Here is a 23,861-nt window from a genome sequence, read left to right on the forward strand (position 1 = left end):
TTTTGATTATTGTCCTTATTACCTGGTTAAAACCCAAGTGTCTTTACTGCCACCACCTTGAGAAGAATTAACCACTAAAGAACCCTTTTTCAAAGCTACGCGAGTTAACCCCCCGGGATGCACGTAAATTTCATCGCCACGATGGAGAATATAGGGACGTAAATCCACATGACGACCTTCAATCTCCGTGTCAATTAAAGTGGGAACCCTAGAAAGACTTAACACCGGTTGAGCGATATAATTGCGGGGATTAGCGGCAATGCGTGGGGCAAATTCTTCTCGTTCTTTCGAGGTAGCTTGGGAACCGACTAACATTCCATAACCTCCCGATTCATTGGCAGCTTTCACAACTAATTTATCGAGATTATTTAAGACATAATCTAAGTCCTTTTCTCGCCAACAAAGATAGGTAGGAACGTTATTTAAAATCGCTTCTTCTCCCAGATAATAACGAATCATATCGGGGACAAAAGCATAAATAACCTTATCATCAGCGACTCCCGTACCAGGGGCATTAGCTAAAGCGACGCGGCCTTCCTGAAAAACTTTTAATAATCCGGGTACACCTAACATCGAATCGGGACGAAAAACCGCCGGATCTAAAAAGTCATCATCGAGGCGACGATAGACCACATCTACCCGTCTTAATCCCTTGGTGGTTTTCATTTGTAGATAACCATCAAAGACGACTAAATCACGCCCTTCCACTAATTCTACCCCCATTTGTTGGGCGATAAAAGAATGTTCAAAGTAGGCAGAATTATAGGTTCCGGGGGTCAAAACCACCACGGTGGGATTAGGTAATTGGAGCGGGGCTAAATTAAGGAGAGTTTCCAACAGATGGGAAGGATAATCATCTACTGGTTTAACATTCATGGTCTGGAAAATATCGGGGAAAGTGCTTTTCATTACCCGACGATTTTCGAGGACATAGGAAATACCGGAAGGAACCCGCAAATTATCCTCTAAAACGTACCATCGACCATCTTTATCGCGGACTAAATCGGTTCCCGTGATGTGACACCAGATACCTCCAGCCGGTTTCAGTCCCAGACAGGGTTTCAGAAATCCCGTCGCCGAGGCGATTAATTCGGGGGGAATAATGCCATCTTTAATGATTAACTGGTCATTGTAGATATCGGAGAGAAAAAGATTGAGAGCTTTGATGCGTTGTTTCAGGCCTCTTTCTAAATAATCCCAGTCCTCAGCCGAGACAATTCGGGGAATAATATCAAAAGGAAAGATTTTTTCTACCCCTTGATTGTCGCTATAGACATTGAAAGTCACCCCCAATTCAAACAGGGCCGACTGGGCGGTTTCCCGGTGTTGTTGAAGTTCTTGGGGTGGCAGATTCTGCAACCATTTGATTAAAGGGGACGAGTGGGGACGAGGTTGACCATCATCTAAGAATAGTTCGTCGTAGAAGCCTTCGGGATCGTAGGTATTTAATAGCACGCTGACCTCATTTCATACCTTACCTATTCCCAGTGTCGGACAATTGGCCTGATTTTTTGTAGTCTAGGAGACATTTTAAGGGAAATTTTAGGAAGTTACGTTTTTTGAGGCTGGCGATCGCCGATTGATCCCCACCGGTGGAGAAACCTGACAAGAGCGAGAATTAGCCCTGAAAACTGTGTTACATTTTTTAAAGGTCACACCTTAAATCTTTCATTTTTCTTACTGGTTACGCGATGTTTACCAAACAAGTAACGGATTCTAAAGCCTATCAATGGTTTGAGGAACGCTTAGAAATTCAAGGGATCGCTGATGATATCAGCACCAAATACGTTCCCCCCCACGTTAATATCTTCTACTGTCTGGGTGGTATCACCCTTGTGTGCTTCGTGATCCAGTTTGCCACTGGTTTCGCCATGACCTTCTACTACAAACCCACCGTAGCAGAGGCCCTCTCCTCCGTACAGTACATCATGAACGAAGTTAACTTTGGCTGGTTAATTCGTTCTATCCATCGCTGGTCCGCCAGTATGATGGTCTTAATGATGATCCTGCACGTTTTCCGCGTCTATCTGACCGGTGGCTTCAAAAAACCGCGTGAATTAACCTGGGTGACAGGGGTTGTCTTGGCCGTGATCACCGTTAGCTTCGGTGTCACCGGTTACTCCTTACCCTGGGATCAGGTGGGTTACTGGGCGGTTAAAATTGTTTCCGGTGTACCTGCTGCTATTCCCGTCGTCGGTGATCAACTCGTCACCCTGATGCGCGGTAGCGAAAGCGTCGGTCAAGCAACTTTAACCCGTTTCTACAGCTTACATACTTTTGTACTACCTTGGTCGATCGCGGTCTTCATGTTGCTACATTTCTTGATGATCCGTAAACAAGGCATTTCTGGGCCTCTATAATTCAGAAAAATATCTCTGTCGATCCGAAATCATTTTTAGGAGACATTATCCATGTCCACATTAAAAAAGCCCGATCTCAGCGATCCCGCTCTCCGCGCTAAGTTGGCTAAAGGTATGGGTCACAACTACTACGGTGAACCCGCTTGGCCTAACGATCTGCTCTATGTCTTCCCGGTGGTTATCTTCGGTACGATCGGACTCTGCACTGGTTTAGCGATTATGGATCCCACCATGATTGGTGAACCTGCCGATCCTTTCGCTACTCCCCTAGAAATTCTGCCGGAGTGGTATCTTTATCCCGTTTTCCAAATTCTCCGTATTCTTCCTAACAAACTCTTAGGTATTGCTTGCATGGCTGGCGTTCCCCTAGGCTTGATGTTAGTTCCTTTTATTGAAAGCGTCAATAAATTCCAAAATCCTTTCCGTCGTCCCGTCGCTACCGCTATCTTCCTATTTGGTACTGTGGTCACGATTTGGTTAGGTATTGGTGCCACTTTCCCCATCGATACATCTTTAACTCTCGGTTTGTTCTAAGTTACTGAACTCTGGCAGTTTTTTGCCCACGCTTGTGATTCCTGACTTTGGAAGAGCGATCGTGGGCAATTTTAGTTTTGATTTGTTCTATCGGGTAATTTGTTGTACCAAAGCGATAACATCACTGCGACTGAGTTTTTCCTTACCTAATGCTAGGACTTCGAGAGTGCCATGGGCTAAAGCGAGGGGAATCTTACAAAAATCGAGTGCTGGCCCTTTCGGCAGCGATTGAGTGTAATAATCGGCTAATTTCAGATTACGACGGGCATAACTATGAATATCACTCATTGTCCAACCCTGGGGCAGAAAACTTACCCCCCGGCGCCGATCCTCCCCGTGGTTGCGAGCAATATTGACCGCTTGTAAACCCCGACCAAAACCGATGGCATAACTACGATTAGTTTCGGTCCCGTCGTACCAATTCCAGAGGTCAGACAGCAATAAACCCACAGCACCAGCCACACTAAAGGTATATTGATCTAATTGCACTTCTGTGCGAATATCCCAGTTATTGCTGGCCCAGTAGGCCATGCGATCGGCCATGGCCGCCGTGGCATCCCAAACCCGGGGGGCGATCGAATCCGGTGCTAACAGGGCCCATTCGCCAATTCTCAGGGTTACTTCTGGCAAAATCTCCCGATGGACTAAGCCAAAAGTAAAATCCTCTTCGGTAGAGTTTTCAGTACCTGCTTGTAAATTCAGGCTAATTTGTCTTAATATCTGAGATTTACTGAAGTTATCTAGGTCGGGATGGTCTTCTACTTCATCGATCGCCCTCATACAGAGATAAGCTGAGGCTACTGCCTCAAGCAGACGATCTGGTAAACGACTTATGGGAATATAAAAAGTTCGACTCGTTTCTTGCAGAATCGTTAAAGCATTATCGCGCAAATTCATTCAGTCCTCTCCTCACGCCAACTTAGGTAACTACGAGTTAAACCAATCAGATAGATCGGTTTAGGTGATCCCGATGTTCCTAAGACCAAGTTGCTGTCCATTGTAGTATGATTATTCAAAATTTCCCGATTATTCTCGAAAAAATCAACCTTTAGGGTCTTCTTGAGAATTTTTTGTTCTGGGATAGCTGAGGAACAATCACAGCAATTTTTCGAGATTACAAGCTTAAAAAGCTTTTTTTGCCCGTTTTTCAACAGTATTTTGCGTCTTCATGGCAGAGATTGAAAGGAGATCACTTGTAAAATTGGCCCGATCATGGCCAGAGTCATCACATCCGAGCGAATTTGACCTATAACTGTTACTTTTGCTTTTTTTTGAATTAATTCGGCGGGAGGTTCCATTAATTCGTAGGTTTGACCGTTATCGGCAATTAATGCCCAAGTTCCCGTACCTATTTCGATTCTTTTCACCTGACCGGTTACACTAATACTCATGCTTTAATTTCCTTGATCGAGGCGATCGCAGTTGCTGCCCCTGTCACAAGCATTCTATCGATATCTTTCCTCGGCATTGATTGTCAATTTTGGCAGAATTTAACCCCATAAATCAGTTTTTTTTATCTAAAAAGCGATTGACAGTTCCGCTACCACCGCTAAGAGGGAGGCCACAGCCGCTAAAATTATTATTTCTCGATCGGATTGTCTCATGGCTATCTGAGTATAAATTACTAATCCTAGTTTATAGCACAGCTAACCTAGAGTTAAATTGATATAAGCTATTTTATCCATAGATAAAAAGCTATAAAAGTGATCATTGCCCGGCAAAAAAGGCGAAATCTTTGTCCGGATTGCCCTGTATTATTTATTCAGCAAACCCTAATTATAGCAATTTCCCTAGTTGTGAGGTACAAAGTCTTAGGTTTTGAGGAGTCAGGAGTTAAGATTTGGGTGTACCTCATGAGATTGGAAAACGCTATAAGTCTAACTGTTAATAGCGTAATGATAGGCGCTACCATTAGATTCCATCGGTGTCAACCATTGGGAGATAGTTTCTAGTTGTTGACGGATTTGATCGAGATGATCCTGCACGGGTTGCAGGAAAGTTTCGTACTGTTGTACCTGGGTTTTTAAACGTACTAATGCCAGATTAGCATCGTGCCATTGTCGCTCCTGTTCTTCAAATTCACGAGTTTTTTGCTCTAAATCCGACCATTGAGCATCAATACTATCACTGTCTTTTTGTAAATCCTCTTGTAGTTGCTTGATTTCTGCTGCTAAAAGTTGACTTTCTTGAAGATTATTTTGATAATTATCGGCCAAGAGCATTAACAATGGTTCAAAGCCAGATTTTTGAGGATCTTCTGGGGATAAAATCCCCTGTCTCCGTTGCAGAATTTTCCGATGTTGAGAGCTAATAGCTTGCCTTTCCTGGAGATTCCGTCTTTGTCCGAACAAAGTTTCTGCCAGCATTCCTTTTTTTTCCTGTTCCTCGGTTAACTCCGCTTCTAAATTAGCTCGCTCAGATTGATCTATTGTGGCTATTCTTGCTTCTAATTCTGCCACGGTTTGAGATTGGAGGGTTAATTCTTCTTCTTGATCGTTGACAAAAATTTCCCAGCGATCGAGGTCTGTTTGTAAGTTGTTAACTAAACTCTCCAATTCTTCTAAAGGCATTTGTTCAAGAGATTCTAGGTCGATTTTACCATCAAAATCTAGTTCTTCCCCTCCGAGGAGACGAAGGAGCATTTGTCGAGTAGAATCAGTGGTTTGTAGGGTGAGATTCAGGCGCTCGAATAATTGCTGTTTTTGACTCAGAACAGTCTCTTGTATTTGTAGTTGTATTTTAGCTCCTTGCAAAGTACTGCGAATTGTCTGTAATTCCCTAGCTCTTTGTTCGAGATGATCGAGCATTTCATTGTTGGCAACTTGAAGATTTTCTACAGACTTTTTCTGCTCGTCTAAACTCTGCCAACAACTATTTAAAATAGTCTGTTGTCCCTGTACAGATTCAAGAGTGAAATGGAGAATGTTTGAGGGGGAATTGCCCCGATCATGATTATTAGCTAAACGCTCCATTAGAGAGCGAATAAATTGTTGTTGTTCTGGGGAAAGATTGGGGTAGGAGTTGTAATTTATTTGTCCTTCTTCCAGTTGTCGCTGTTGCTCGTTTAACTGTTGTTTTAGGGTTTTCAGTTCTTGTCTTTTCCGCTCTAAATAATCGAATTCTGCCTCTATTTGTTCCACTTGCTCGATTCTTGCCTCCATTTCCATTTTCTGGCGATTGAGAATCTCGCTTTGATAGGTGAGAGATTGTTTCCACTGCTCGATTTTCTCTTGATCTTTCTTGCTGCGCTCCATCAAACGGGAAATCTTTTGCAGTTGTCGCACCATCTCCAGTCCTGCTAATTCCGGGTTTCCTTGCAGTTGACGATTATTGCCCAAATTCACCAAGAGAAGCGCACCTTCACCCAGGGAGTTAGTTTCGTCATAGGTGAATATATCTTCCCCCGCTATGGAGCTCCACGTCTGATCTTTATGCTGACAGGCCAATAGTTTCAATTCGGTTTTGTAACCGCCGATAAAACCTCTAGTCTGTTTTTTTACTTCTGCAAGGTATAGCACGAGTAGTCGTCCTCTATAATAAAGGTTTTTGTCATCGGTTTTAGAGAGAGTTGGCGATCAAGGCTAGGAGCAGCCTGTCTATGGTTTCAGTGTAACCATCCGATCCCAAAAATTTTTTAATTTCTATCATTCGAGTTTTTCTTTTTTATCTATACATCTGTTCTCAATTTTTCCCCTTACCCACTAGAAAATTTGATGTTTTTTTGGTGCAAACGTACTGTTATAACCTCCAAATGATCGGTTAAGACGGCATGGGAGCGACAAGCCAAGACAGGAAGCTAGACCTTTTGTACTAAAAATCTCCAAGGCTAATTTCAATACAGTAAAGCTTACTGAAAAATATGTTACATAATTAGCTTATCAGATTTATTATTAGTGACAAGAGGAGGGAAAAGCGCGTTTCTGATCGAGAGGGAGTGGGACGAGATTGGGCATCATCTCTAAATCGCCAGTGATGGGTTGTTTCTCTGGTGCGCCGCAGCTGCGGCGCTCTGCAGTACCTCCATACCTGATCACACAGGATTTAATAAAGTAGGGGGAATTTCCACTAAAACCCTAAAACCCAACACCCTAAAACCTGACAACCAACCTCTAAACCGGCAAAAAAATCCTTGGCCAGTGGTTTTAACGTTGCAATTGGGAACTATAGAGATGAAACCTGAAAGGGTGAATCAAGTCCTTGTTTAGAGGGAAACTCCTGATAAATTTCAGATTGCATTGGGGGCAAAAATGGGAGCAATTTGGGAGCATCGGGGACTATTATCGGACATATTTTTCTATTGTTGTTCTTGGCAGCCTAGCTAGGAAGGGAGTTATGAGCGAAATATTGCTGGTAGAAGACAGCCAAACGCAACGGGAACTAATCTGTGATCTACTCCGCAATAGCGGCATTAAGGTCACAAGCGCCAAGGATGGGGTAGAAGCTCTCGAACATATTCAGAGAGCCAATCCCGATCTCGTCGTCCTCGATATTGTTATGCCCCGCATGAATGGTTATGAGGTGTGTCGTCGTCTTAAGTCGGATCCAAAAACCAAAAATCTACCGGTGGTTATCTGTTCCTCAAAAGGGGAAGTCTTTGATCGCTATTGGGCCATGAAAATTGGAGCCGATGCCTACATTGTCAAACCTTTTGAACCAATTGAGTTCATTTATACCATTAAACAACTGTTGCGCCAATAAAATTGTCCTCACCGGAGACAGTCTAGTTATGGTATTGGTGGAGACGGCTAAAAACACCGCCCGAATTATTAGTTGCAAGAGAACTAAACTCATGCTTAACAGCGCTGATTTTTTTACTGGTAAGGCTCCAAATAGCGCCCCTGACAATCAGGAATTACAAACTCCCGTCGGTGAACTCTACTTGCGGTTTTATCTACCCTCTGAGGACGAGTTTGCCCTTAGTGCCGTGGGCATTCGCGAGGTGATGCAGCAACCAATTGATCGCATTACTCCCATTCCCAATGCTTCACCCCTGCTCCTCGGCACAATCAATCTCCGGGGTCAAGTGATCTGGGTGGCGGATCTGGGGCAATTGTTGGGGGATAGCAGCCGCTTAAACACTAATCGAGCCGAAATTCCCGTGATTGTGATCGAAGAACAGGAAACCATCCTCGGTTTAGCGGTGGAAAGTTTGGGAGATATGGAATGGCTCGACCCGGATAAACTGGGTAATGCCGCCACTATTCCCGATCAGATCTCCCCATACGTGCAGGGAGAGTGGATTCTGGGCCAAGAATCAAAACAAACCTTAAGACTACTCGATCATCTGGCCATACTCCGTTCTAGCCGTTGGGCGGCTTAAAACCTGAAAAAAATAGCAAAATAGGATTTATAGCAATTATTTCTTGAAACTACTAACTACTTCACCACTTCGTCTTTACTAAGGGAGGGGCAAATGCCGTCAGGGACAGAATACGCAAAACTCTATGGAAAGGCTAACACTGCCTATTTCCAGGGCAACCTTGAGGATGCAGCCGTGATTGTCAAAGAGATGATCAGCAAGTATCCCGAGGATGCCAATGTCATGCTGTTACAGGGTCATATTTATCTAGGACTACAACAATACAGATTGGCCGAGGAAAATTACGAAAAAGTGCTACAATTGGCTAAAAATTCTCCCAATCACTCCGAGCTAGTCGATTATGCCCAACGAGGTCTTGATCAGATTCGGCAATTGTGTTTTGAAACCGAGGAGGCAGACTTTACGATCGCTGCTACGGAAAGCATTGCCTACAGCGAGGCAGCTTTCGATACAGGTCGAGGTTTGAGCAAGTCTCGGTCTAGGAATTCCCAAGGGACTGAACCTGATGAGCAAAATAAAGGCATGGATTGGAATAGTAGTCTTTTCAATGAGGAGGATGCCGGAGAGCTGACGTTAACTAAAGTCCATTCCCAGGAAGATGATTTTGAGGAATCGGAGGAAACTGGCTTTAGTCCCGTTACCCTGCCAAGTCCTGGCTATCACGGTTCCCAGTGGTCTGGCGATTCGGAGGAGGGGGAAACCCCTTTCCCCTTTGTAGAAGCATCAGAAATTGACTCGCTGCAGGAAGAATGGGGCGGTGGGTTAGGGTCAACGGGAGAAGCCACTTTTATGGTTTCCTCTGACTCTAGGGAAAATCACCTCACCGGTGGAGATGAGGAGTTATCCTATAGCGATTCTCTAGAAGAAAGCACTTTTGCTATTGACCCGGAATCGACCCACCCACAAGGGGCAAAAATTGGCCTTAATCAGGGTGAAGTCACTGAAGACAAGGACGAGGACGAAGACACTGGGGATTTTAGAAAACCAGAACTCAATGATGAGGATTTGGAGGGTTTTTCCCGACTGGCTCTGACGGATACGGTTCAAGGACTGGGGTACTCAGAGCTATTTACTCGTTCGGAGGGGGAAGCTTTAGGTGGTGGTTTTCTCCCCGGGCCGGGTGCGCGCCTTAATGCCAGTTCTGGTGCGGGAGAACCTAGTTTTCATACTTCTCGTCTAAACATCGCCAATGACAAAATAGATAGTCATCTTGCCCATGTTCCGGAGAGCTTACTCAAGCCAGTGGTGGAAGTCAATCCGGGCAAATTAGCCTTTTTTGTCAATGCTTCTTTAGGCAAAAAACAACTAATCTTAGCGACTTTAGCGGGTATTACTCCGGTGGTGTTAATTTTTGCTGTTAGTACCGCCTCTTGGCTATTTTCTCTATCGGCTGCCAAACTAGACCCAAATAGCAAGGAAAAAACCGAAAAGGTTGCCCCGAAACCAGCCTCCGCTAGTCTTTCTCCTTTCAGTCAACCGGCACTAACTATGATGTTATTAAGCGGGGTGGGAACCCTTGCCCTGACTTGGCTAGGTTTACAGTTGCTCATTAGTGAGATTAAGCGCAGTCTCAAGGATCTGCACAACCAATTCGAGCATCTCTCGGAAGGTGATTTTAACGCTCAAGCAACGATCTACTCGGAAGATGAATTCGGTCAACTGGCCAATCATTTCAATCAGATGGCCCGGGTGGTGTTAACTACCACCACGGAAGCCCAACGCCACGCCGCCGAAACGGAACGGGAACGGCAAAACCTACAACGGCAAGTGATTCGACTTCTCGATGATGTGGAAGGAGTGGCTCGGGGGGATCTCACTGTGGAAGCGGAGGTAAGTGCCGATGTTTTAGGGGCGGTGGCCGATGCTTTTAATTTGACGATCCAAAACCTGCGGGAAATTGTCCGACAGGTGAAAAAAGCGGCAAAACAGGTGAATCAGGGCAGTACCAATAGTGAATCGTTTGCCCGCAATCAGTCTAGCGATGCCCTGCGGATGGCCGAGGAATTGGCCGTCACCCTTAATTCGGTACAGATGATGACCGACTCAATTCAACGGGTGGCAGAAAACGCCAGAGAAGCCGAAGAAGTCGCCCGCACTTCCTCGATTACTGCCCTGAAGGGGGGAGATTCCGTGGAAAGAACCGTGGCGGGAATTCTACAAATCCGGGACGCAGTATCAGAAACGGCGCGAAAAGTCAAGCGTTTGGCGGAAGCTTCCCAAGAAATCTCGAAAATTGTCGCGGTGGTCTCTCAGATTGCCTCGCGGACTAATTTATTGGCTCTTAATGCCTCGATTCAAGCGGCGCGAGCAGGAGAGGCGGGCCGCGGTTTTGCGGTGGTGGCCGATGAGGTGCGTCAGTTGGCCGATAGGGCTGCTAAATCTCTTAAGGAAATTGAACAGATCGTTTTACAGATTCAATCAGAAACGAATTCGGTAATGACAGCGATGGAGGAGGGGATTCAACAGGTTATCGATGTCACCGAGCGCTCGGAACAGGCGAAGAAGTCCCTAGAAGATATTATCCAAGTTTCTAACCGCATTGATACGCTGGTGCGATCGATTACCGCCGATACGGTCAAACAAAGGGAAAATTCTCTCAATGTCGCCCAGGTTATGCAGTCGGTGGAGTTAACCGCGCAGGAAACTTCCCAAGAATCTCAACGGGTGGCGGGTTCTTTGCAAAAATTAGTGAGTATCTCTCGGGAGCTGCTTTCTTCGGTAGAAAGGTTTAAGATAGATTCGGAAGATAATTAATAATCGATGACTGGTAATCAGTGGGTTATTGATTAGCTGCTATTGCTCAAGATTAACCGCTAAAGTTAGTAAATTTCTACTAAGTGTGGTTATTAAAAACTGATTATTTATTCTTCCCTTTGCCTTTTGTCTGTTTTGATATGTAGCCTATACTCAACGGATTTAGTATTATGCCTAAACTTAGTCTCTGCATGATTGTCAAAAATGAAGCTGAAAATCTCCGGCGCTGTTTAGATAGCGTTAAAGAGGTGGTGGATGAGATGATCGTTATGGATACGGGTTCGACCGATGATACGATTGCTATTGCTCAAAGCTACGGTGCTATAGTTCCTAGTTACGATTGGCAGGGTAATTTTTCTGATGCCAGAAATGAGGCTTTAAAATATGTTACTGGCGATTGGGTTTTAGTCCTTGATGCTGATGAGGAATTAAATCTGTCCATCGTACCAAAAATGCGTCGAGCAATGGAAAAAGAGGAAAATTTGGTTATTAATTTAATTCGCCATGAAATCGGAGCCGTACAATCACCTTATTCTCTAATTTCGCGGCTATTTCGCCGACATCCTCAAGTCACTTTTACCCGTCCCTATCACTCAATTATTGATGATAATGTGGCTATTTTATTAAAAAAAGAGCCTAATTGGAAAATAGTTGAACTGCCAGAAATCGCTATCTTTCACTACGGTTACACCGTGGATAAAATAGCCAGCTTAGATAAGTTTGAACGGGCAAGAAAAGCGATGGAGGGTTTTTATCAGCAACATCCCCACGATCCCTATGTGTGTAGTAAATTGGGGGGATTATATCTCAATATTGGCAGGGATAAAGAGGGTTTTAAGCTGCTCAAACATGGTTTAAAATGCCATGGCTCTAATCCACATATTTTATACGAGTTATATTATCATCTCGCTAATTATTATTATTCAGTGGAGGAATTTAAGCAATCAGCCGATAATTTTATTAAAGCGATTAAGCAGCCAATTTTAGATAAATTAAAACTTGGTGCTTATAATAATTTAGGTGGGTTACTATACGAAGCAGAAAAATACGAAACTGCCTTATCTATCTTTGAGAAAACCATAGAAATTGATCCTAGCTATGCCGATGGTTACTATAATTTAGGACTGGTTCTCAAACAACTGCACCGGCTACCAGAATCGATTAAAGCTTATAAAAAAGCTCTCAAGTTAAACCCCGATAATCCCACTATTTACCAAAATCTAGGGGTTGCTTATATAGTTTTCGGTAGTTATAATGAGGCGATCGAGATTTGGCAAAAAGGCCTACAATTATTGAAAGATCAGGGTAATTTCTCTCGTGCTGAAATGCTACAAGAAACCTTAAAAGCTTTGGGAGCAAGTGTATTGAAGGATGAACAGTAACTGTTCAGAGTTGTTGGCAAGATTGGGAGCAGCCACTGTACTAAAATTGCCAATAGGCAGTTTAAATGCAGTACATCTGATTACCAAAACCCAGTCTAGTCAACTCCTGTGAGGATTTTTCCGAATTAATTGTTAATAGGATTATCGAGGATTTAGACGCTGAAGACTCAGGGGTTTTGATAGAAATTATCAACTATACTTTTGCAGTTTTTACTGTTTGCGAATAAGTAAGTACCTAAGCAAAATTAATTACACATATCTAACCCCCTCTTGCCTTTTGCCTCTTGCCTTTTGCCTATCTTTACTAGGAAATTAATTTTGCACTACTACTTAATAACTCACCGTTCGCTTAAATAAAAAAGCGATCGAGGACAAAAAAGGTTAAAATCCTTGTGTAGTAAAGGGTTTGGTTGAAGGAGTTAAGAAAATTCCCACACAGATAAAGTCAGAACGAATAGATGATCTCCCGGTGATTATTCATTGGTTAAAACAAATGAAAGTGGCAGAGATGATAGACGAGAATCTGGAAAAGCCTCACGGAAATCGCACAGGATTAAGCTATGGGGAACTAGCAGTATGATTACTGACCTATATCATCAGCGAAGGAGATCATAGAATGTGTTGTCTAGAAACGTGGGTAAATGAACATCAAAGAAGTCTGGAAGGGATAACGGGATGGAAAATAGGAGAAAAAGAAGCAACGGACGACCGTTGTGGAGAGTTATGAAGAACATTGGGTTCATCAGACAGTTTAGACCAGATAGAGAGAGAATTATGTCAATATCTGGTCAAAGCTTACGAATTACCGACCGAAAAAGCTCGCAGTGACACAACGAGTTTCTCAGTGCATCATCAAATTATAGAAGAGCAAAAAGAATCATCACTCTTAAAATTCGGATATAGTAAAGACAAACGACCAGCAATTCTCATTTTGAAACGATTTTGCGTTGTTTCAGCGATCTAGAGATTCGTTAAGAATTATGGTTCTTCGTTACTTGGTATGGTTCGATAGGGGGGCATAAATCGACTAAATCCTTATCTGGCAAGAGACTTAATTGATTAGTTCGCTCTAGAGCAAAAACAATTGACAAAAATCGCCAAATGTCTTTCTATATAAGGGTTCCATCTCTTATAACCTCCATTCATTGCATAACACAAACCGAAGAGCCAGAATTATTAACCCCTCTGGGTGCAAGGGTTTTAATGTCATGAAACCTTAAAATGAGAATTGCTGACAAACGACCCGATTTAAGGCAATATCGTCAAATGTTGGCTACATTAGACCAGGTAGGACTTCCCTTACTAGGAATGACTCTGGCAGGAAATGGAACAGATGAGAAGGATTATGTACCCACATGGCGAAAAATGACAGAAATACTCGGAAAAAAAGATTTCTTATATTTAGCCGACTCAAAAGCCTCAAGTTATGAGAATCGGGCAAAAATCCAAGCAGAAGGAGGAAATTACTGTTTTCCCTTGGCCATGAGTCAACCTCGCCCTAAACTGTTAGCTGATTGGCTAAGTAATCCCCCCAATGAAATGATTAAAATCGTGGAAACTGAAGTGGGATTAGGAGAGAAAGAAATCGGCTCTGGTTTTGAAGTTCCGTTGGGAAGTATATGGGTTGACCCAGAAAGTAAAAAACGTTATCAGTGGAATGAAAGATGGTTAGTAGTGAAATCAAATGCCTTAGCCTCCCGTCAGATAAAAGGCTTAGGAAGTCGTTTAATTAAAGGAGAAGAAAAATTATTATCTCTGTAAAAAAGACCTGGTAAGGATGAGAAAGTTTTAGAGCAAAAGGTACGAGAAGCTCTGCAAAAACTAGGATTAACTAGGTATATCACATACTCAATTGAGAAAACGCAGGCTCTTCGTTACCCTTTATGCTAAATCAACAAACAAGATGCCAAGATAACATACTTCTAACCCAAAAATTCCGAAAGTTTCTAAAGCCATAGCCTCTCCGTTTTATTAGTTTAAGTTTATTGTTGATTCCCTCGACCACCCCATTTGTTGTCCTTTGCTCGAAATAACTAATTATTTCTCCAAACCAGTTTCGGATTGTTTGACAACTCTTAGTAAAAACACTGGAGGATTTTGCCAACCATTCCGAGATGGATAGCATTCCCTCTGTCGGATTCTCTGAGGTTTCATAAATCTTTCTAAATTCTTCCTTTAATTCCTGCATCTTTTTCAAATTTGGAAAATTTTCTTTGATAGCTTCTAGTTTAATTTTTTGGGTTTCCGTTAAATCTTTTTCATTTTTTAACAAGCTATATTTACTTCGCTTTAAAACTTCTAGCTTCGCTTCTTTTTCCGCTTTCTGTTTTTTATTTTTCTGCGCTTCTACGGCTCTTTTTTCTGCTTTTCTCTGTTCGTCTAACTCTTGATTAATTTGTTTCATTACATGGAATCTATCGGCGACTACCTCGGCCGATGGCATCAATTCTTTCACCAAATTTTTATAGGGCAACCAAAGGTCTATGCTGACTTCTTCAATTTGCTCTAACACCTCTTTTCCCCACCCTGTAAGCGTTTCCCTCAACTCCTCTTGTGTTCGCTTCTCTAGAATAGCTATTAGTTTTCCCGTATCTAAATTTACTAAAACCGCACAGTAATTTTTTTGTCCTTTGACTAGAGCGATTTCATCAATTCCTAGTCTTTTTAATTTCGATAGGTCTGTCTCTGTAATTTCTTCAGCTATGTCCTCTATCATTCTTTGAATCTCTTCTTCCGTTACGTCATTTCTTCGGCTAACATTTAAAATATCTCCTTCTTTTAATTGTTCGAGTATATTCTCGGCTAGTCTTTTCGTATAGGTTCGTTTCTTGGCGACAAAATCTAACTCTTCGCTAAAGGGTTTCTGACAATTACCGCACTTAAATTGACGACGATTAACTTGTAGGTACACTGGTTGTCCTGAGATTGGTAAATCTTTGACTAAATGTCGATGATTTTGGTGGAGTTTATCGCTCTCTAACCCACAACGAGGACAGATTGCTTTTTGATTTTTCGATTCGACTGGTCAAACTATACCGATATTTTCTAGGTGTAGATAGCCTTGAATAGAGGTTCCTTCTAGGTTCAAAAATTTGTCAAGTATCATAAGTAAAATACTCTGGTTTTTGGCTATTATATCAAATCTTAACTCGATTGTCTATCTTTTTGTATTAACCAGTTTGTGCCTTAAACCTTTTCCTGTATGGGTTTCAGCTATTTTTGGGCGTAGGCTCTCTCATCGAATTTTATTTTAAGTTAATTATTTGCATAACAGTTACCGAAGAGCCATTAATTCTTAGTTACACTCGTTTAAACGCAGAAATTGAGGCTTTTAAGACGATAGTGGGTTGGCGTTTATATGTCACAAATACTAACAAAGAACAATTATCTTTGACAGAAGCGGTATCAGCTTATCAAGAACAATGGCAACCAGAAAGGGGATTTCATCGTTTAAAAAAAGGTCGCTTATCTGCCTTACCCATTTATTTTCGAGACGAAGATAAGATTAAGGGGTTGATGTTTTTGTTAACGATTGCTTTAAGGGTTTTTACTTTGATGGAATTTGTGGTGCGTCGTCAATTACGTCAATCTCAATCTAGTTTGGCTGGACTCTATGACGGAAACCCTAAACGCAGCACTGACCGTCCTACGGCTGAACAGATGTTAAAAGCGTGGCTCTTCTGGTTTCTGTGTGGAAACGGGGTCTATACTGATAGTTTCTTCAGCAAAATAGTCCTAAAAGTCTTTCCAGGTAAATATTTCACGATTCTATAAGCAAAAATTATCACACAAAGTCGAGAAGAGCCAAAGCGTTTAGAAATCTCACTTTATATATTGAGCGAGATGGAAAGACGGAAATCTCTTGTCTTAATGAGGTACAACAACAAATCTTGCGGTTAATGAATATTCCAGAATCCATTTATACGACTGACTTCTTTGCTGATGGATAAAAATGGGTCAGTAACGTTCGCTCAATCCTTTACGGGGTCAGCTTTTCAGCCATATTTTCGTTACCTGACCTCAAAAAATAAGCGAACGGTGAGTAATAATACTCATGGCATGACTTGATACGATAGCTGTATTTTATTCTTTGGAACGCTCTAATGATAAAGTAGGCTGTGGCTTCCTTTCGTTGAGTATTCTCAGTATGCAACAGTTTATTCCTCTAGAATTAATCAGCTATTTTTTGATGTTTCAGACCCATTTCTCAAAACCGAATTTCATTTATTTTCAAGGGTATTTATGGGGGCTGTTGCTGACTGGGGGACGAAAAACTATGAACAATATTGCTCACTGTTGTTTCTGGATTGACCGAAATTTATGTAGTTGGGAACGCTTTTTATCTGATAATTTATGGGACGTTAATGCAGTTAGAAATACTTTGGTTCAGATCCTAGTTCAGAAGTTAGAGTATAAATTAAAATTTCACGGTGCTTATTTGGCTTGTGTGTATACTTTATTAATTGCCAAAAATGGAACTAGAATGTTAGGAGTTCAGAAGTGGCATGATCACAGTGGAAATGCTGATAGAGGAGAAGAACTTAAAGGACACCACTGGGCAATTCTTGGGTTAATTAGTTATGAGAAAACCAGTCAGCGCTATTGGTGTTGGGTGACTAAATTGAGGTTGATATCTGGTAATTTAAATCCCTTCCAATTCATTGTTAACGAGGACGGAGTAACCCGTAGAGCCAATTTCTGGGATGGAGTTATCCCTTTGATTCTCGAATTAAAAAAGACACTTGGTTTAAATTCCTTGCGGGTTGTTGTAGATGCTTATTTTAGTAAAGCTCCTTTCTTATCTCCCTTAGTTAATAAACTAATTAATGTCATTACTCCTATGAGAAAAGATGCTGTTGCCTGGGATAATAGAATTGAAAATAAATCGAAGAAGTCTTTCATTTTGGATGGAAAATGGAAACTTGCACATCTACTTAAAGAGTTCAAACCTCAATCACTCTCAGTTAAAATTTATGGAAAATTTACCCAAGTCGAAGCTGTGGAGCGAGAAGTTTATATTCGTGGATTTCAACCAAAAGTCAAAGTTGTGGTAATGAAAGGAGCTAAAGAACCGATTATTTTAATGTCAACTGATATCACTTTAACTGCTATTCAAATTATTGAAATTTATGGCTCCCGTTTCTCTATTGAATTAGCCATTAGAGATTTAAAACAGCACTTTGGTTTGGGTGATTATCAGTGCTATTTAGGAATAGCTATTGACCGTTTTGTTCAATTAGCTTGCGTTGCTTATTGTTTATTCCGTTTATTTCAAATCAAAGAAATAGAACAAAGTTGGATGCCAAAAGTTTCGCCTTCATGTTCACTTTTCAGTTTTTTCCGCCTTCGTAGAGGACTTCAACACTTTGCCATTACCCAAGTGCTTTCTCAAAAGTCCGCTCCTGAAGCGGACTTGCCGTCACGCTCCCGTGAGTTAGACCAGATTCTTCGTTTGGCGGCTTAGTCCACCAGTTGCAACTTTTTATGGTTAGCCCAGGAGTTTTATTTCTGGGTCAATTTCTGCAAAAGTACAGAAAGGAATATGATTTTTCAAAAGGAAAACGAGGGGCGCTCATTTCCTCTACGGGAAAAACACGCATTACCATTTATCTAGATGATGAGATTCTAGCTTATTTTCGAGAACAGACTGAAACCGCAGGAATGGGTTATCAAACCCTAATTAATGAGGCTTTAAAACAATATATCCAATCTCCTTCTGAGCGATCACTCACTCAGTCCGATTTACGCCGTATTCTTCGGGAAGAATTATCAGCCCTCCAATAATGTTGCTTGTGATAGTTAAAAGTTAGGCGATCGCTGTGTTGTTCTGAGGAATAGCGATCGCTTTTTAATTTTTTCTGGTCAAAGTTTAGTTAAACGGTAAGAGGCGTAATTTTGTAAAGATGTGCTAAATGGGAAGCTTTTTGTAGATCACCTTGACGAAGGGCTTCCCGGACATCATCTAATTTTTGAGCGTCTTCTAATGATAAATAGGGCGACCATCCTTCGGGAGTCTCAATCAGTTCGACTTCCACTTCAGCCATGTACTCTCCAATGTGGATGAGTTTAATGTGAGACTTTTTTGTCATAGTTTTCTCCTTGTAAAATCACTTGACCAACGTGCTGGATCAGGTCTATAGGCAGTGACTAGAACAGCAGGCGATTCGGTATTCTTGGCTATACCCCAAACCACATGAACGGGTTTACCCTGACTATCTTTCTGTAAGACTAGCACACAACGCCCTTTAGGATATTCCGGGTAATCTTCGAGAATGTCAGCTTCTCTAATACCCGTTATCACATCCCTTACCAGAATACCGTCATTTGCTAGTTCATCGTAGCCATGGGCTGATATTTTGACTTGCCCACGGGAAAGTAAAGCCAGAACTAATTGGAAGGTTATACTCATCATCTAATCATAGCATCTCTTTATTCAAGGAAGAAGGCGATCGCTGTCTGTTTTCAAGAATTGCGATCACTTTTTTATGCTTTCTTTTCATTCTTTGAAAACGCTACCAATCAATTGATTGGGTTAAACTTGATATGACACTTTATAAAGCTTAACGAATGGAAGCAATTGAATTTAAGACGATTCTCCATCATGGTACAGTTGTCATTTCCCCTGAATATTCCTCTGAGTGGGAAGGTAAGTATATTTGTGTAGAAGATGCTAATGTCCGATAGGATTTTTCTCAATACGAATATCTTAATCCATGGATATTCTCAGGATGAGCCAGATAACCCAATCAACAAACCTCTTTATTAATTTTAGGCTAAGGAATAACTTCAAAAGATAGCTTGCCTTGAAATCGGTAGATATAGAAATCTGTATCTAAAGTAAAAATCAGCCTTTGATTAAGAGCTTCTGCTGCCGCTACTAAGGAAGCATCTGCTAAATCCATTGGTACATCTCGATATTGTTCCATCAAGAAACGCATTCTTTGAATGTCTGATGATTCAAAAGAATATAATGATAAATCTTGATTTTCTAAATAACTCCATAAAGCCTTTTGTCCGAGCCAACCCACATCCCTTCCCAGTAAATACATCCCTTCGACAAAGCATGGCCATGTGGTCATCAGAGGAGGTTGTAAAAAGGGTAAAACAGCAACACAGCGTTGATGGTTATTGTCGCTTCGACTTAGTAAGGCAATAAGCGCAGAAGCATCACACAAAATCAAGACAAGTCCCCTCTTTTTAGCTGTTTTTCCTGCATTAAATCGGCAAATTTTTCTCCTGTGTGGGTAGAAAGGTCTGGGGAAACCCCTTCAATGATACCCACTTTTCCCTTAAGGACTTCAGCGAGGGAGTTACTAGAGGGTATCTTTTCTTCGTCTGATACAGAATCAAGTACAGTTAGCCTAACTCTTCGCCCTTTTAATTCAGAAGCATAGGCGGCAATTTCTTCCCAAGTTCCTTCGTAAATTGATTGTGCCATGAGAATGATACTTGTTTAAACAGTAATACTCATCATCTAATCATAGCATTTCTTTATTCAAGGAAGAAGGCGATCGCTGTCTGTTTTCAAGAATTGCGATTGCTTTTTTGAGGCCTTCTTTTCATCCCCTAAAACCGCTACAAATCAGAGGGTAAAAGGGTTTTGATGATTTTAGTCGCCCGATTAATTCATTAGTTCTACTTTCAGGGATGAGGGAGTCATACCATAAAGTGACCCTTTAAATCTAATACAAATCTAATATATAGCGGTTCTCGCATCTGTGCGGCACACTTAAACCTTTGCTGATTAAGCTGTTCACAATCGTGAATGTACCTCTTGTAAATCAGAAACGCTATAAATATCATATAAAAGTTAATATTCTACTCAAAAAAACCTATTAGAAAAGTATTAATTTTAGAGATTGCCATTACCACAAATAAAACTTATTCTGGTATCAAAGGTGATTAAACAAATCACTTTTGACCCAAAAGACAAGACATTTTGCTTAAGGCACTATGGCTAATCTAAAAAATTCAGAAATGGATTTTTGAGAGTGTTTTAGCGGTGTAGAGACAAAAGACGGAAGTTGATTGATCATTAATTCAACTTAGAAGTCTAAAATTGTTTCTAAAAAATGAACTACCCCGCCGCAAGCGGACGGGGTATCAGAATCAAAATAGACTCAATTGTAGATTTTGGTGTAGCTGCAGGTATTCTTTATCTTGTTCTTTTACATATCTCGCTATCATACCTTCATCCCCATGCTTTCCTACCGTACTTGCGTAATATCCATCACTCCAAAACTCTCCTCCCCACAACTGCTTTTTCACTTGATGACACTTTTTGAAAATTTCTCTCGCCGTTATACTTTTAATCATTGTCACTATCCTTGTCACACTATACGTCGGTACTGATTGCACCAGAAAATCCACATGATCTTTATCCACTCCCATTTCTACAAACTTTATCTCGTATCGTTTTTCCATCTCTAGACAGACTTCTTTTAATAAGCTATCTACCTGTTCGTCGAAAACGGCTTTACGATATTTGGCTGGGAACACTAAATGATATAGCAAAACACTTACATTATGGCTCTTATGGATGTATTCACTCATTTTTCTATTGTACGCCGCGAGCGGCGGGGAATTAGACCCGAAGAGATTAAAACAAGCAGGCGTTTACTAATGCCAGAAAAGGCATAAAAGCCGTGTAATAAATTATTGCCAAACCTATGAAGTTATAAATACTTCTACTCTTTCTCTTCTAGGTTTGGTTTACTGTCCCAATTTACCCAGTTTCTTGAACCATACATTCTAGCTTCTCAATAGAAGTTAAAAAGCAAGAAGCCGAATCTAAAAGCTAAGACCATAGACTATCAATCATTTTGAACTGTAAATTAGGAGTAATTATGCGTGTCGTCACTTGGAATATGCAAGGAGCAACGGGAGGCGGTGAAAGTAAATGGAATGCAGATGTTAAACGACTCTTTCTGCAAGCAGGAGTTAACGTAGCTTGCTTACAAGAGTCTGGCAATCCTCCACCATCGGCTGTACCAGCAGCAGCACCAGGTTAGTTGCCCGGTTTTGCGCCCCCAGTCGGTTTGAACGGAGCTTATCTTTTGTGGAATCTTGGCACTTCTAGCCGACCTTTTAATGTCTATATTATCTGGATTGAAACAGATGCTACAGGACATCGAAATAATGTAGCTGTTGCCTCTGTATTGCCCCCTTTGAATTTAATCTATATTCCCAATCCACTGGGGGGTAGACCAGCCATTGGGATGCGCCTTTTGTATGGTCCAGCAGGAAACGCAGACATTTTTAGTCTTCACGCCTTTTCAGGTAATGGCAATGATGGACCTGGACTACTTGCTAATATAAATCTTACAGGTGGCTCTTGGTTTGCGGCTGGAGATTATAATTGTGACCCAACCCAATGGGGTCTGCCTGGAAGTGGCTCTCCTAAAATTGTTCCTCCTGGAACAGCTTATTGTCCTCATAATCCAGTTCCTACTCAGCAATTCTCATTTTGAAATAAATAGAGCATTAACCCCGATTTTGGCAGGGAAAATATAGTACGAAGCAACTATTTTCTAGAAGAGGCGAACAATAAAAAAAACAATTGGCTGGACAAATTAAGTATAAATACTCAAGCAATCAAAGAGGTTGGCTGAGAACGAACAGGGTTAAATCAGGAAGATAGTTCTGTTTTTAGAATAGAGAATTCAAGGGAAATAAAAATTTATAATTATTGTCAGCTAAGGTAAAATAGGTGAGATAGAAATCCACCAGCACGTCAAATTATTCCAAGATGGCTCAAAAAGCGGCAACCCTAGAAATTTCGGAATTAATGCAATTTTTACATCAAGAATTAGATGATTTACCCGATGAGAGGAAACCTGGAAATAATAGAAAATATGAGATAAAAGATGCCGTGATGGCTGCATTTTCAGTCTTTTTTACTCAGTCGCCGTCTTTTTTAGACCATCAACGTTTAATGAAAAGCAATAAGGGAAAAGATAATGCTGAAAGTTTATTTTCAATTAAAAAAATTCCTGGGGATAAGCTAAAACGCACTTAAACCACCTAAAATAGAAATAGTAACTTGAGAAAAATCCTACTTATGCCAGCCAAAGATTTCCTAGACTTAGAAGAAAAGAAAAACGGCTCTTCGGTAACTGTTATGCAAATAATTAACTTAAAATAAAATTCGATGAGAGAGCCTACGCCCAAAAATAGCTGAAACCCATACAGGAAAAGGTTTAAGGCACAAACTGGTTAATACAAAAAGATAGACAATCGAGTTAAGATTTGATATAATAGCCAAAAACCAGAGTATTTTACTTATGATACTTGACAAATTTTTGAACCTAGAAGGAACCTCTATTCAAGGCTATCTACACCTAGAAAATATCGGTATAGTTTGACCAGTCGAATCGAAAAATAAAAAAGCAGTCTGTCCTCGTTGTGGGTTAGAGAGCGATAAACTCCACCAAAATCATCGACATTTAGTCAAAGATTTACCGCTCTCAGGTCAACCAGTGTACCTACAAGTTAATCGTCGTCAATTTAAGTGCGGTAATTGTCAGAAACCCTTTAGCGAAGAGTTAGATTTTGTCGCCAAGAAACGAACCTATACGAAAAGACTAGCCGAGAATATACTCGAACAATTAAAATCAGGAGATATTTTAAATGTTAGCCGAAGAAATGACGTAACGGAAGAAGAGATTCAAAGAATGATAGAGGACATAGCTGAAGAAATTACAGAGACAGACCTATCGAAATTAAAAAGACTAGGAATTGACGAAATCGCTCTAGTCAAAGGACAAAAAAATTACTGTGCAGTTTTAGTAAATTTAGATACGAGAAAACTAATAGCTATTCTAGAGAAGCGAACACAAGAAGAATTGAGGGAAACGCTTACAGGGTGGGGAAAAGAGGTATTAGAGCAAATTGAAGAAGTCAGCATAGACCTTTGGTTGCCCTATAAAAATTTGGTGAAAGAATTGATGCCATCGGCCGAGGTAGTCGCCGATAGATTCCATGTAATGAAACAAATTAATCAAGAGTTAGACGAACAGAGAAAAGCAGAAAAAAGAGCGGTAGAAGCGCAGAAAAATAAAAAACAGAAAGCGGAAAAAGAAGCAAAGCTAGAAGTTTTAAAGCGAAGTAAATATAGCTTGTTAAAAAATGAAAAAGATTTAACGGAAACCCAAAAAATTAAACTAGAAGCTATCAAAGAAAATTTTCCAAATTTGAAAAAGATGCAGGAATTAAAGGAAGAATTTAGAAAGATTTATGAAACCTCAGAGAATCCGACAGAGGGAATGCTATCCATCTCGGAATGGTTGGCAAAATCCTCCAGTGTTTTTACTAAGAGTTGTCAAACAATCCGAAACTGGTTTGGAGAAATAATTAGTTATTTCGAGCAAAGGACAACAAATGGGGTGGTCGAGGGAATCAACAATAAACTTAAACTAATAAAACGGAGAGGCTATGGCTTTAGAAACTTTCGGAATTTTTGGGTTAGAAGTATGTTGTCTTGGCATCTTGTCTGTTGATTCAGCATAAAGG

Annotated in this window: 21 protein-coding genes and 3 pseudogenes; 14 read left to right on the plus strand and 10 right to left on the minus strand. The window is 41.0% G+C overall.

Annotated features, from left to right (window positions below; translation table 11 throughout):
* Positions 1-18: 18 nt before the first annotated feature.
* Positions 19-1,455, minus strand: a complete 1,437-nt coding sequence (locus ACE3JL_RS22660; protein WP_271988287.1) for a circularly permuted type 2 ATP-grasp protein — start codon at positions 1,453-1,455, stop codon at positions 19-21.
* Between the two features lie 236 nt (positions 1,456-1,691).
* On the opposite strand from ACE3JL_RS22660, the gene petB reads away from it, so the two are divergent.
* Together petB and petD are read left to right on the plus strand one after the other, a co-directional pair.
* The gene (gene petB / locus ACE3JL_RS22665) at positions 1,692-2,360 is read left to right on the plus strand and encodes a cytochrome b6 (protein WP_002738970.1); all 669 of its coding nucleotides are present in this window, start codon (positions 1,692-1,694) and stop codon (positions 2,358-2,360) included.
* Between the two features lie 51 nt (positions 2,361-2,411).
* Entirely contained in the window at positions 2,412-2,894 is a 483-nt protein-coding gene (petD, locus tag ACE3JL_RS22670; protein WP_004267928.1) for a cytochrome b6-f complex subunit IV, read from the plus strand.
* Between the two features lie 87 nt (positions 2,895-2,981).
* On the opposite strand, the gene ACE3JL_RS22675 is transcribed toward petD, so the two are convergent.
* The 3 genes from ACE3JL_RS22675 to hmpF all read right to left on the minus strand — a co-directional run bounded on the left by ACE3JL_RS22675 (position 2,982) and on the right by hmpF (position 6,412).
* Positions 2,982-3,791 carry a phytoene/squalene synthase family protein gene (locus tag ACE3JL_RS22675; protein ID WP_271988285.1) on the minus strand — a complete coding sequence of 270 codons (810 nt, stop codon included), beginning with the start codon at positions 3,789-3,791 and terminating at the stop codon, positions 2,982-2,984.
* Between the two features lie 269 nt (positions 3,792-4,060).
* Positions 4,061-4,285, minus strand: coding sequence for a hypothetical protein (locus ACE3JL_RS22680; protein ID WP_150975347.1), 225 nt, complete (start codon positions 4,283-4,285; stop codon positions 4,061-4,063).
* A gap of 486 nt (positions 4,286-4,771) precedes the next feature.
* Positions 4,772-6,412 carry a pilus motility taxis protein HmpF gene (gene hmpF, locus ACE3JL_RS22685; protein ID WP_375328451.1) on the minus strand — a complete coding sequence of 547 codons (1,641 nt, stop codon included), beginning with the start codon at positions 6,410-6,412 and terminating at the stop codon, positions 4,772-4,774.
* 814 nt (positions 6,413-7,226) lie between these two features.
* On the opposite strand from hmpF, the gene ACE3JL_RS22690 reads away from it, so the two are divergent.
* The 5 genes from ACE3JL_RS22690 to ACE3JL_RS22710 all read left to right on the plus strand — a co-directional run bounded on the left by ACE3JL_RS22690 (position 7,227) and on the right by ACE3JL_RS22710 (position 14,111).
* Entirely contained in the window at positions 7,227-7,592 is a 366-nt protein-coding gene (locus tag ACE3JL_RS22690; RefSeq protein ID WP_150975349.1) for a response regulator transcription factor, read from the plus strand.
* 91 nt (positions 7,593-7,683) lie between these two features.
* Positions 7,684-8,214, plus strand: a complete 531-nt coding sequence (locus ACE3JL_RS22695) for a chemotaxis protein CheW (RefSeq protein WP_271988747.1) — start codon at positions 7,684-7,686, stop codon at positions 8,212-8,214.
* 93 nt (positions 8,215-8,307) lie between these two features.
* Complete coding sequence (locus tag ACE3JL_RS22700) at positions 8,308-10,968, plus strand: methyl-accepting chemotaxis protein (protein WP_375328452.1); 2,661 nt, start codon at positions 8,308-8,310, stop codon at positions 10,966-10,968.
* 170 nt (positions 10,969-11,138) lie between these two features.
* On the plus strand, positions 11,139-12,350 hold the full coding sequence (locus ACE3JL_RS22705; RefSeq protein ID WP_271988745.1) for a glycosyltransferase: 1,212 nt from the start codon (positions 11,139-11,141) through the stop codon (positions 12,348-12,350).
* A 1,221-nt stretch (positions 12,351-13,571) separates the two neighbouring features.
* Positions 13,572-14,111, plus strand: coding sequence for a hypothetical protein (locus tag ACE3JL_RS22710; RefSeq protein ID WP_375328453.1), 540 nt, complete (start codon positions 13,572-13,574; stop codon positions 14,109-14,111).
* A gap of 130 nt (positions 14,112-14,241) precedes the next feature.
* On the opposite strand, the pseudogene ACE3JL_RS22715 reads toward ACE3JL_RS22710, so the two are convergent.
* Positions 14,242-15,456: pseudogene (locus ACE3JL_RS22715) on the minus strand (ISL3 family transposase).
* A gap of 113 nt (positions 15,457-15,569) precedes the next feature.
* Here ACE3JL_RS22715 and ACE3JL_RS22720 point away from each other — a divergent pair.
* The 3 genes from ACE3JL_RS22720 to ACE3JL_RS22730 all read left to right on the plus strand — a co-directional run bounded on the left by ACE3JL_RS22720 (position 15,570) and on the right by ACE3JL_RS22730 (position 18,134).
* Entirely contained in the window at positions 15,570-16,124 is a 555-nt protein-coding gene (locus ACE3JL_RS22720; protein ID WP_375328454.1) for a transposase, read from the plus strand.
* 415 nt (positions 16,125-16,539) lie between these two features.
* The gene (locus ACE3JL_RS22725; protein ID WP_375329649.1) at positions 16,540-17,814 is read left to right on the plus strand and encodes a transposase; all 1,275 of its coding nucleotides are present in this window, start codon (positions 16,540-16,542) and stop codon (positions 17,812-17,814) included.
* A 20-nt stretch (positions 17,815-17,834) separates the two neighbouring features.
* Positions 17,835-18,134: a BrnA antitoxin family protein gene (locus tag ACE3JL_RS22730; protein WP_375328455.1), complete on the plus strand. Its 300-nt coding sequence runs from the start codon at positions 17,835-17,837 to the stop codon at positions 18,132-18,134.
* Between the two features lie 89 nt (positions 18,135-18,223).
* On the opposite strand, the gene ACE3JL_RS22735 is transcribed toward ACE3JL_RS22730, so the two are convergent.
* The 5 genes from ACE3JL_RS22735 to tnpA all read right to left on the minus strand — a co-directional run bounded on the left by ACE3JL_RS22735 (position 18,224) and on the right by tnpA (position 20,903).
* Positions 18,224-18,439, minus strand: a complete 216-nt coding sequence (locus ACE3JL_RS22735; RefSeq protein WP_375328456.1) for a hypothetical protein — start codon at positions 18,437-18,439, stop codon at positions 18,224-18,226.
* Positions 18,436-18,759, minus strand: a complete 324-nt coding sequence (locus ACE3JL_RS22740; protein WP_375328457.1) for a DUF4258 domain-containing protein — start codon at positions 18,757-18,759, stop codon at positions 18,436-18,438. The genes ACE3JL_RS22735 and ACE3JL_RS22740 overlap by 4 nt, the downstream gene beginning before the upstream one ends.
* Positions 18,760-19,123: 364 nt before the next feature.
* Positions 19,124-19,525: a type II toxin-antitoxin system VapC family toxin gene (locus ACE3JL_RS22745; protein ID WP_223211792.1), complete on the minus strand. Its 402-nt coding sequence runs from the start codon at positions 19,523-19,525 to the stop codon at positions 19,124-19,126.
* Between the two features lie 2 nt (positions 19,526-19,527).
* Complete coding sequence (locus tag ACE3JL_RS22750) at positions 19,528-19,788, minus strand: hypothetical protein (protein ID WP_002766683.1); 261 nt, start codon at positions 19,786-19,788, stop codon at positions 19,528-19,530.
* A 671-nt stretch (positions 19,789-20,459) separates the two neighbouring features.
* Positions 20,460-20,903 carry an IS200/IS605 family transposase gene (gene tnpA, locus ACE3JL_RS22755; protein WP_375328458.1) on the minus strand — a complete coding sequence of 148 codons (444 nt, stop codon included), beginning with the start codon at positions 20,901-20,903 and terminating at the stop codon, positions 20,460-20,462.
* Positions 20,904-21,196: 293 nt separating this feature from the next.
* Here tnpA and ACE3JL_RS22760 point away from each other — a divergent pair, with 293 nt between their 5' ends.
* The 4 genes and pseudogenes from ACE3JL_RS22760 to ACE3JL_RS22775 all read left to right on the plus strand — a co-directional run bounded on the left by ACE3JL_RS22760 (position 21,197) and on the right by ACE3JL_RS22775 (position 23,848).
* Positions 21,197-21,361, plus strand: coding sequence for a hypothetical protein (locus tag ACE3JL_RS22760; RefSeq protein ID WP_375328459.1), 165 nt, complete (start codon positions 21,197-21,199; stop codon positions 21,359-21,361).
* 45 nt (positions 21,362-21,406) lie between these two features.
* Positions 21,407-21,820 (plus strand): hypothetical protein, encoded by a 414-nt coding sequence (locus ACE3JL_RS22765; protein ID WP_375328460.1) that lies wholly within the window; start codon positions 21,407-21,409, stop codon positions 21,818-21,820.
* A 278-nt stretch (positions 21,821-22,098) separates the two neighbouring features.
* A pseudogene (locus ACE3JL_RS22770) lies at positions 22,099-22,350 on the plus strand (ISNCY family transposase); the annotation flags it as partial.
* Between the two features lie 283 nt (positions 22,351-22,633).
* A pseudogene (locus ACE3JL_RS22775) lies at positions 22,634-23,848 on the plus strand (ISL3 family transposase).
* Positions 23,849-23,861 lie beyond the last annotated feature (13 nt).

Source organism: Microcystis sp. BLCC-F210 (assembly GCF_042134685.1).
In the GTDB taxonomy this organism is placed as follows: Bacteria; Cyanobacteriota; Cyanobacteriia; order Cyanobacteriales; family Microcystaceae; genus Microcystis; species Microcystis aeruginosa_D.

Bases quoted from the DNA above. Each gene is read 5' to 3' on its own strand.
- ACE3JL_RS22700 (WP_375328452.1), top strand. From the start codon at position 8,308: ATGCCGTCAGGGACAGAATACGCAAAACTCTATGGAAAGGCTAACACT.
- ACE3JL_RS22760 (WP_375328459.1), top strand. From the start codon at position 21,197: ATGCGTGTCGTCACTTGGAATATGCAAGGAGCAACGGGAGGCGGTGAA.
- ACE3JL_RS22680 (WP_150975347.1), bottom strand. From the start codon at position 4,285: ATGAGTATTAGTGTAACCGGTCAGGTGAAAAGAATCGAAATAGGTACG.
- ACE3JL_RS22695 (WP_271988747.1), top strand. From the start codon at position 7,684: ATGCTTAACAGCGCTGATTTTTTTACTGGTAAGGCTCCAAATAGCGCC.
- tnpA (WP_375328458.1), bottom strand. From the start codon at position 20,903: ATGAGTGAATACATCCATAAGAGCCATAATGTAAGTGTTTTGCTATAT.
- ACE3JL_RS22675 (WP_271988285.1), bottom strand. From the start codon at position 3,791: ATGAATTTGCGCGATAATGCTTTAACGATTCTGCAAGAAACGAGTCGA.
- ACE3JL_RS22710 (WP_375328453.1), top strand. From the start codon at position 13,572: ATGAGAATTGCTGACAAACGACCCGATTTAAGGCAATATCGTCAAATG.
- ACE3JL_RS22740 (WP_375328457.1), bottom strand. From the start codon at position 18,759: ATGAGTATAACCTTCCAATTAGTTCTGGCTTTACTTTCCCGTGGGCAA.
- ACE3JL_RS22750 (WP_002766683.1), bottom strand. From the start codon at position 19,788: ATGGCACAATCAATTTACGAAGGAACTTGGGAAGAAATTGCCGCCTAT.
- ACE3JL_RS22730 (WP_375328455.1), top strand. From the start codon at position 17,835: ATGGTTAGCCCAGGAGTTTTATTTCTGGGTCAATTTCTGCAAAAGTAC.
- ACE3JL_RS22705 (WP_271988745.1), top strand. From the start codon at position 11,139: ATGCCTAAACTTAGTCTCTGCATGATTGTCAAAAATGAAGCTGAAAAT.
- ACE3JL_RS22725 (WP_375329649.1), top strand. From the start codon at position 16,540: ATGTTTCAGACCCATTTCTCAAAACCGAATTTCATTTATTTTCAAGGG.
- ACE3JL_RS22690 (WP_150975349.1), top strand. From the start codon at position 7,227: ATGAGCGAAATATTGCTGGTAGAAGACAGCCAAACGCAACGGGAACTA.
- petD (WP_004267928.1), top strand. From the start codon at position 2,412: ATGTCCACATTAAAAAAGCCCGATCTCAGCGATCCCGCTCTCCGCGCT.
- ACE3JL_RS22735 (WP_375328456.1), bottom strand. From the start codon at position 18,439: ATGACAAAAAAGTCTCACATTAAACTCATCCACATTGGAGAGTACATG.
- petB (WP_002738970.1), top strand. From the start codon at position 1,692: ATGTTTACCAAACAAGTAACGGATTCTAAAGCCTATCAATGGTTTGAG.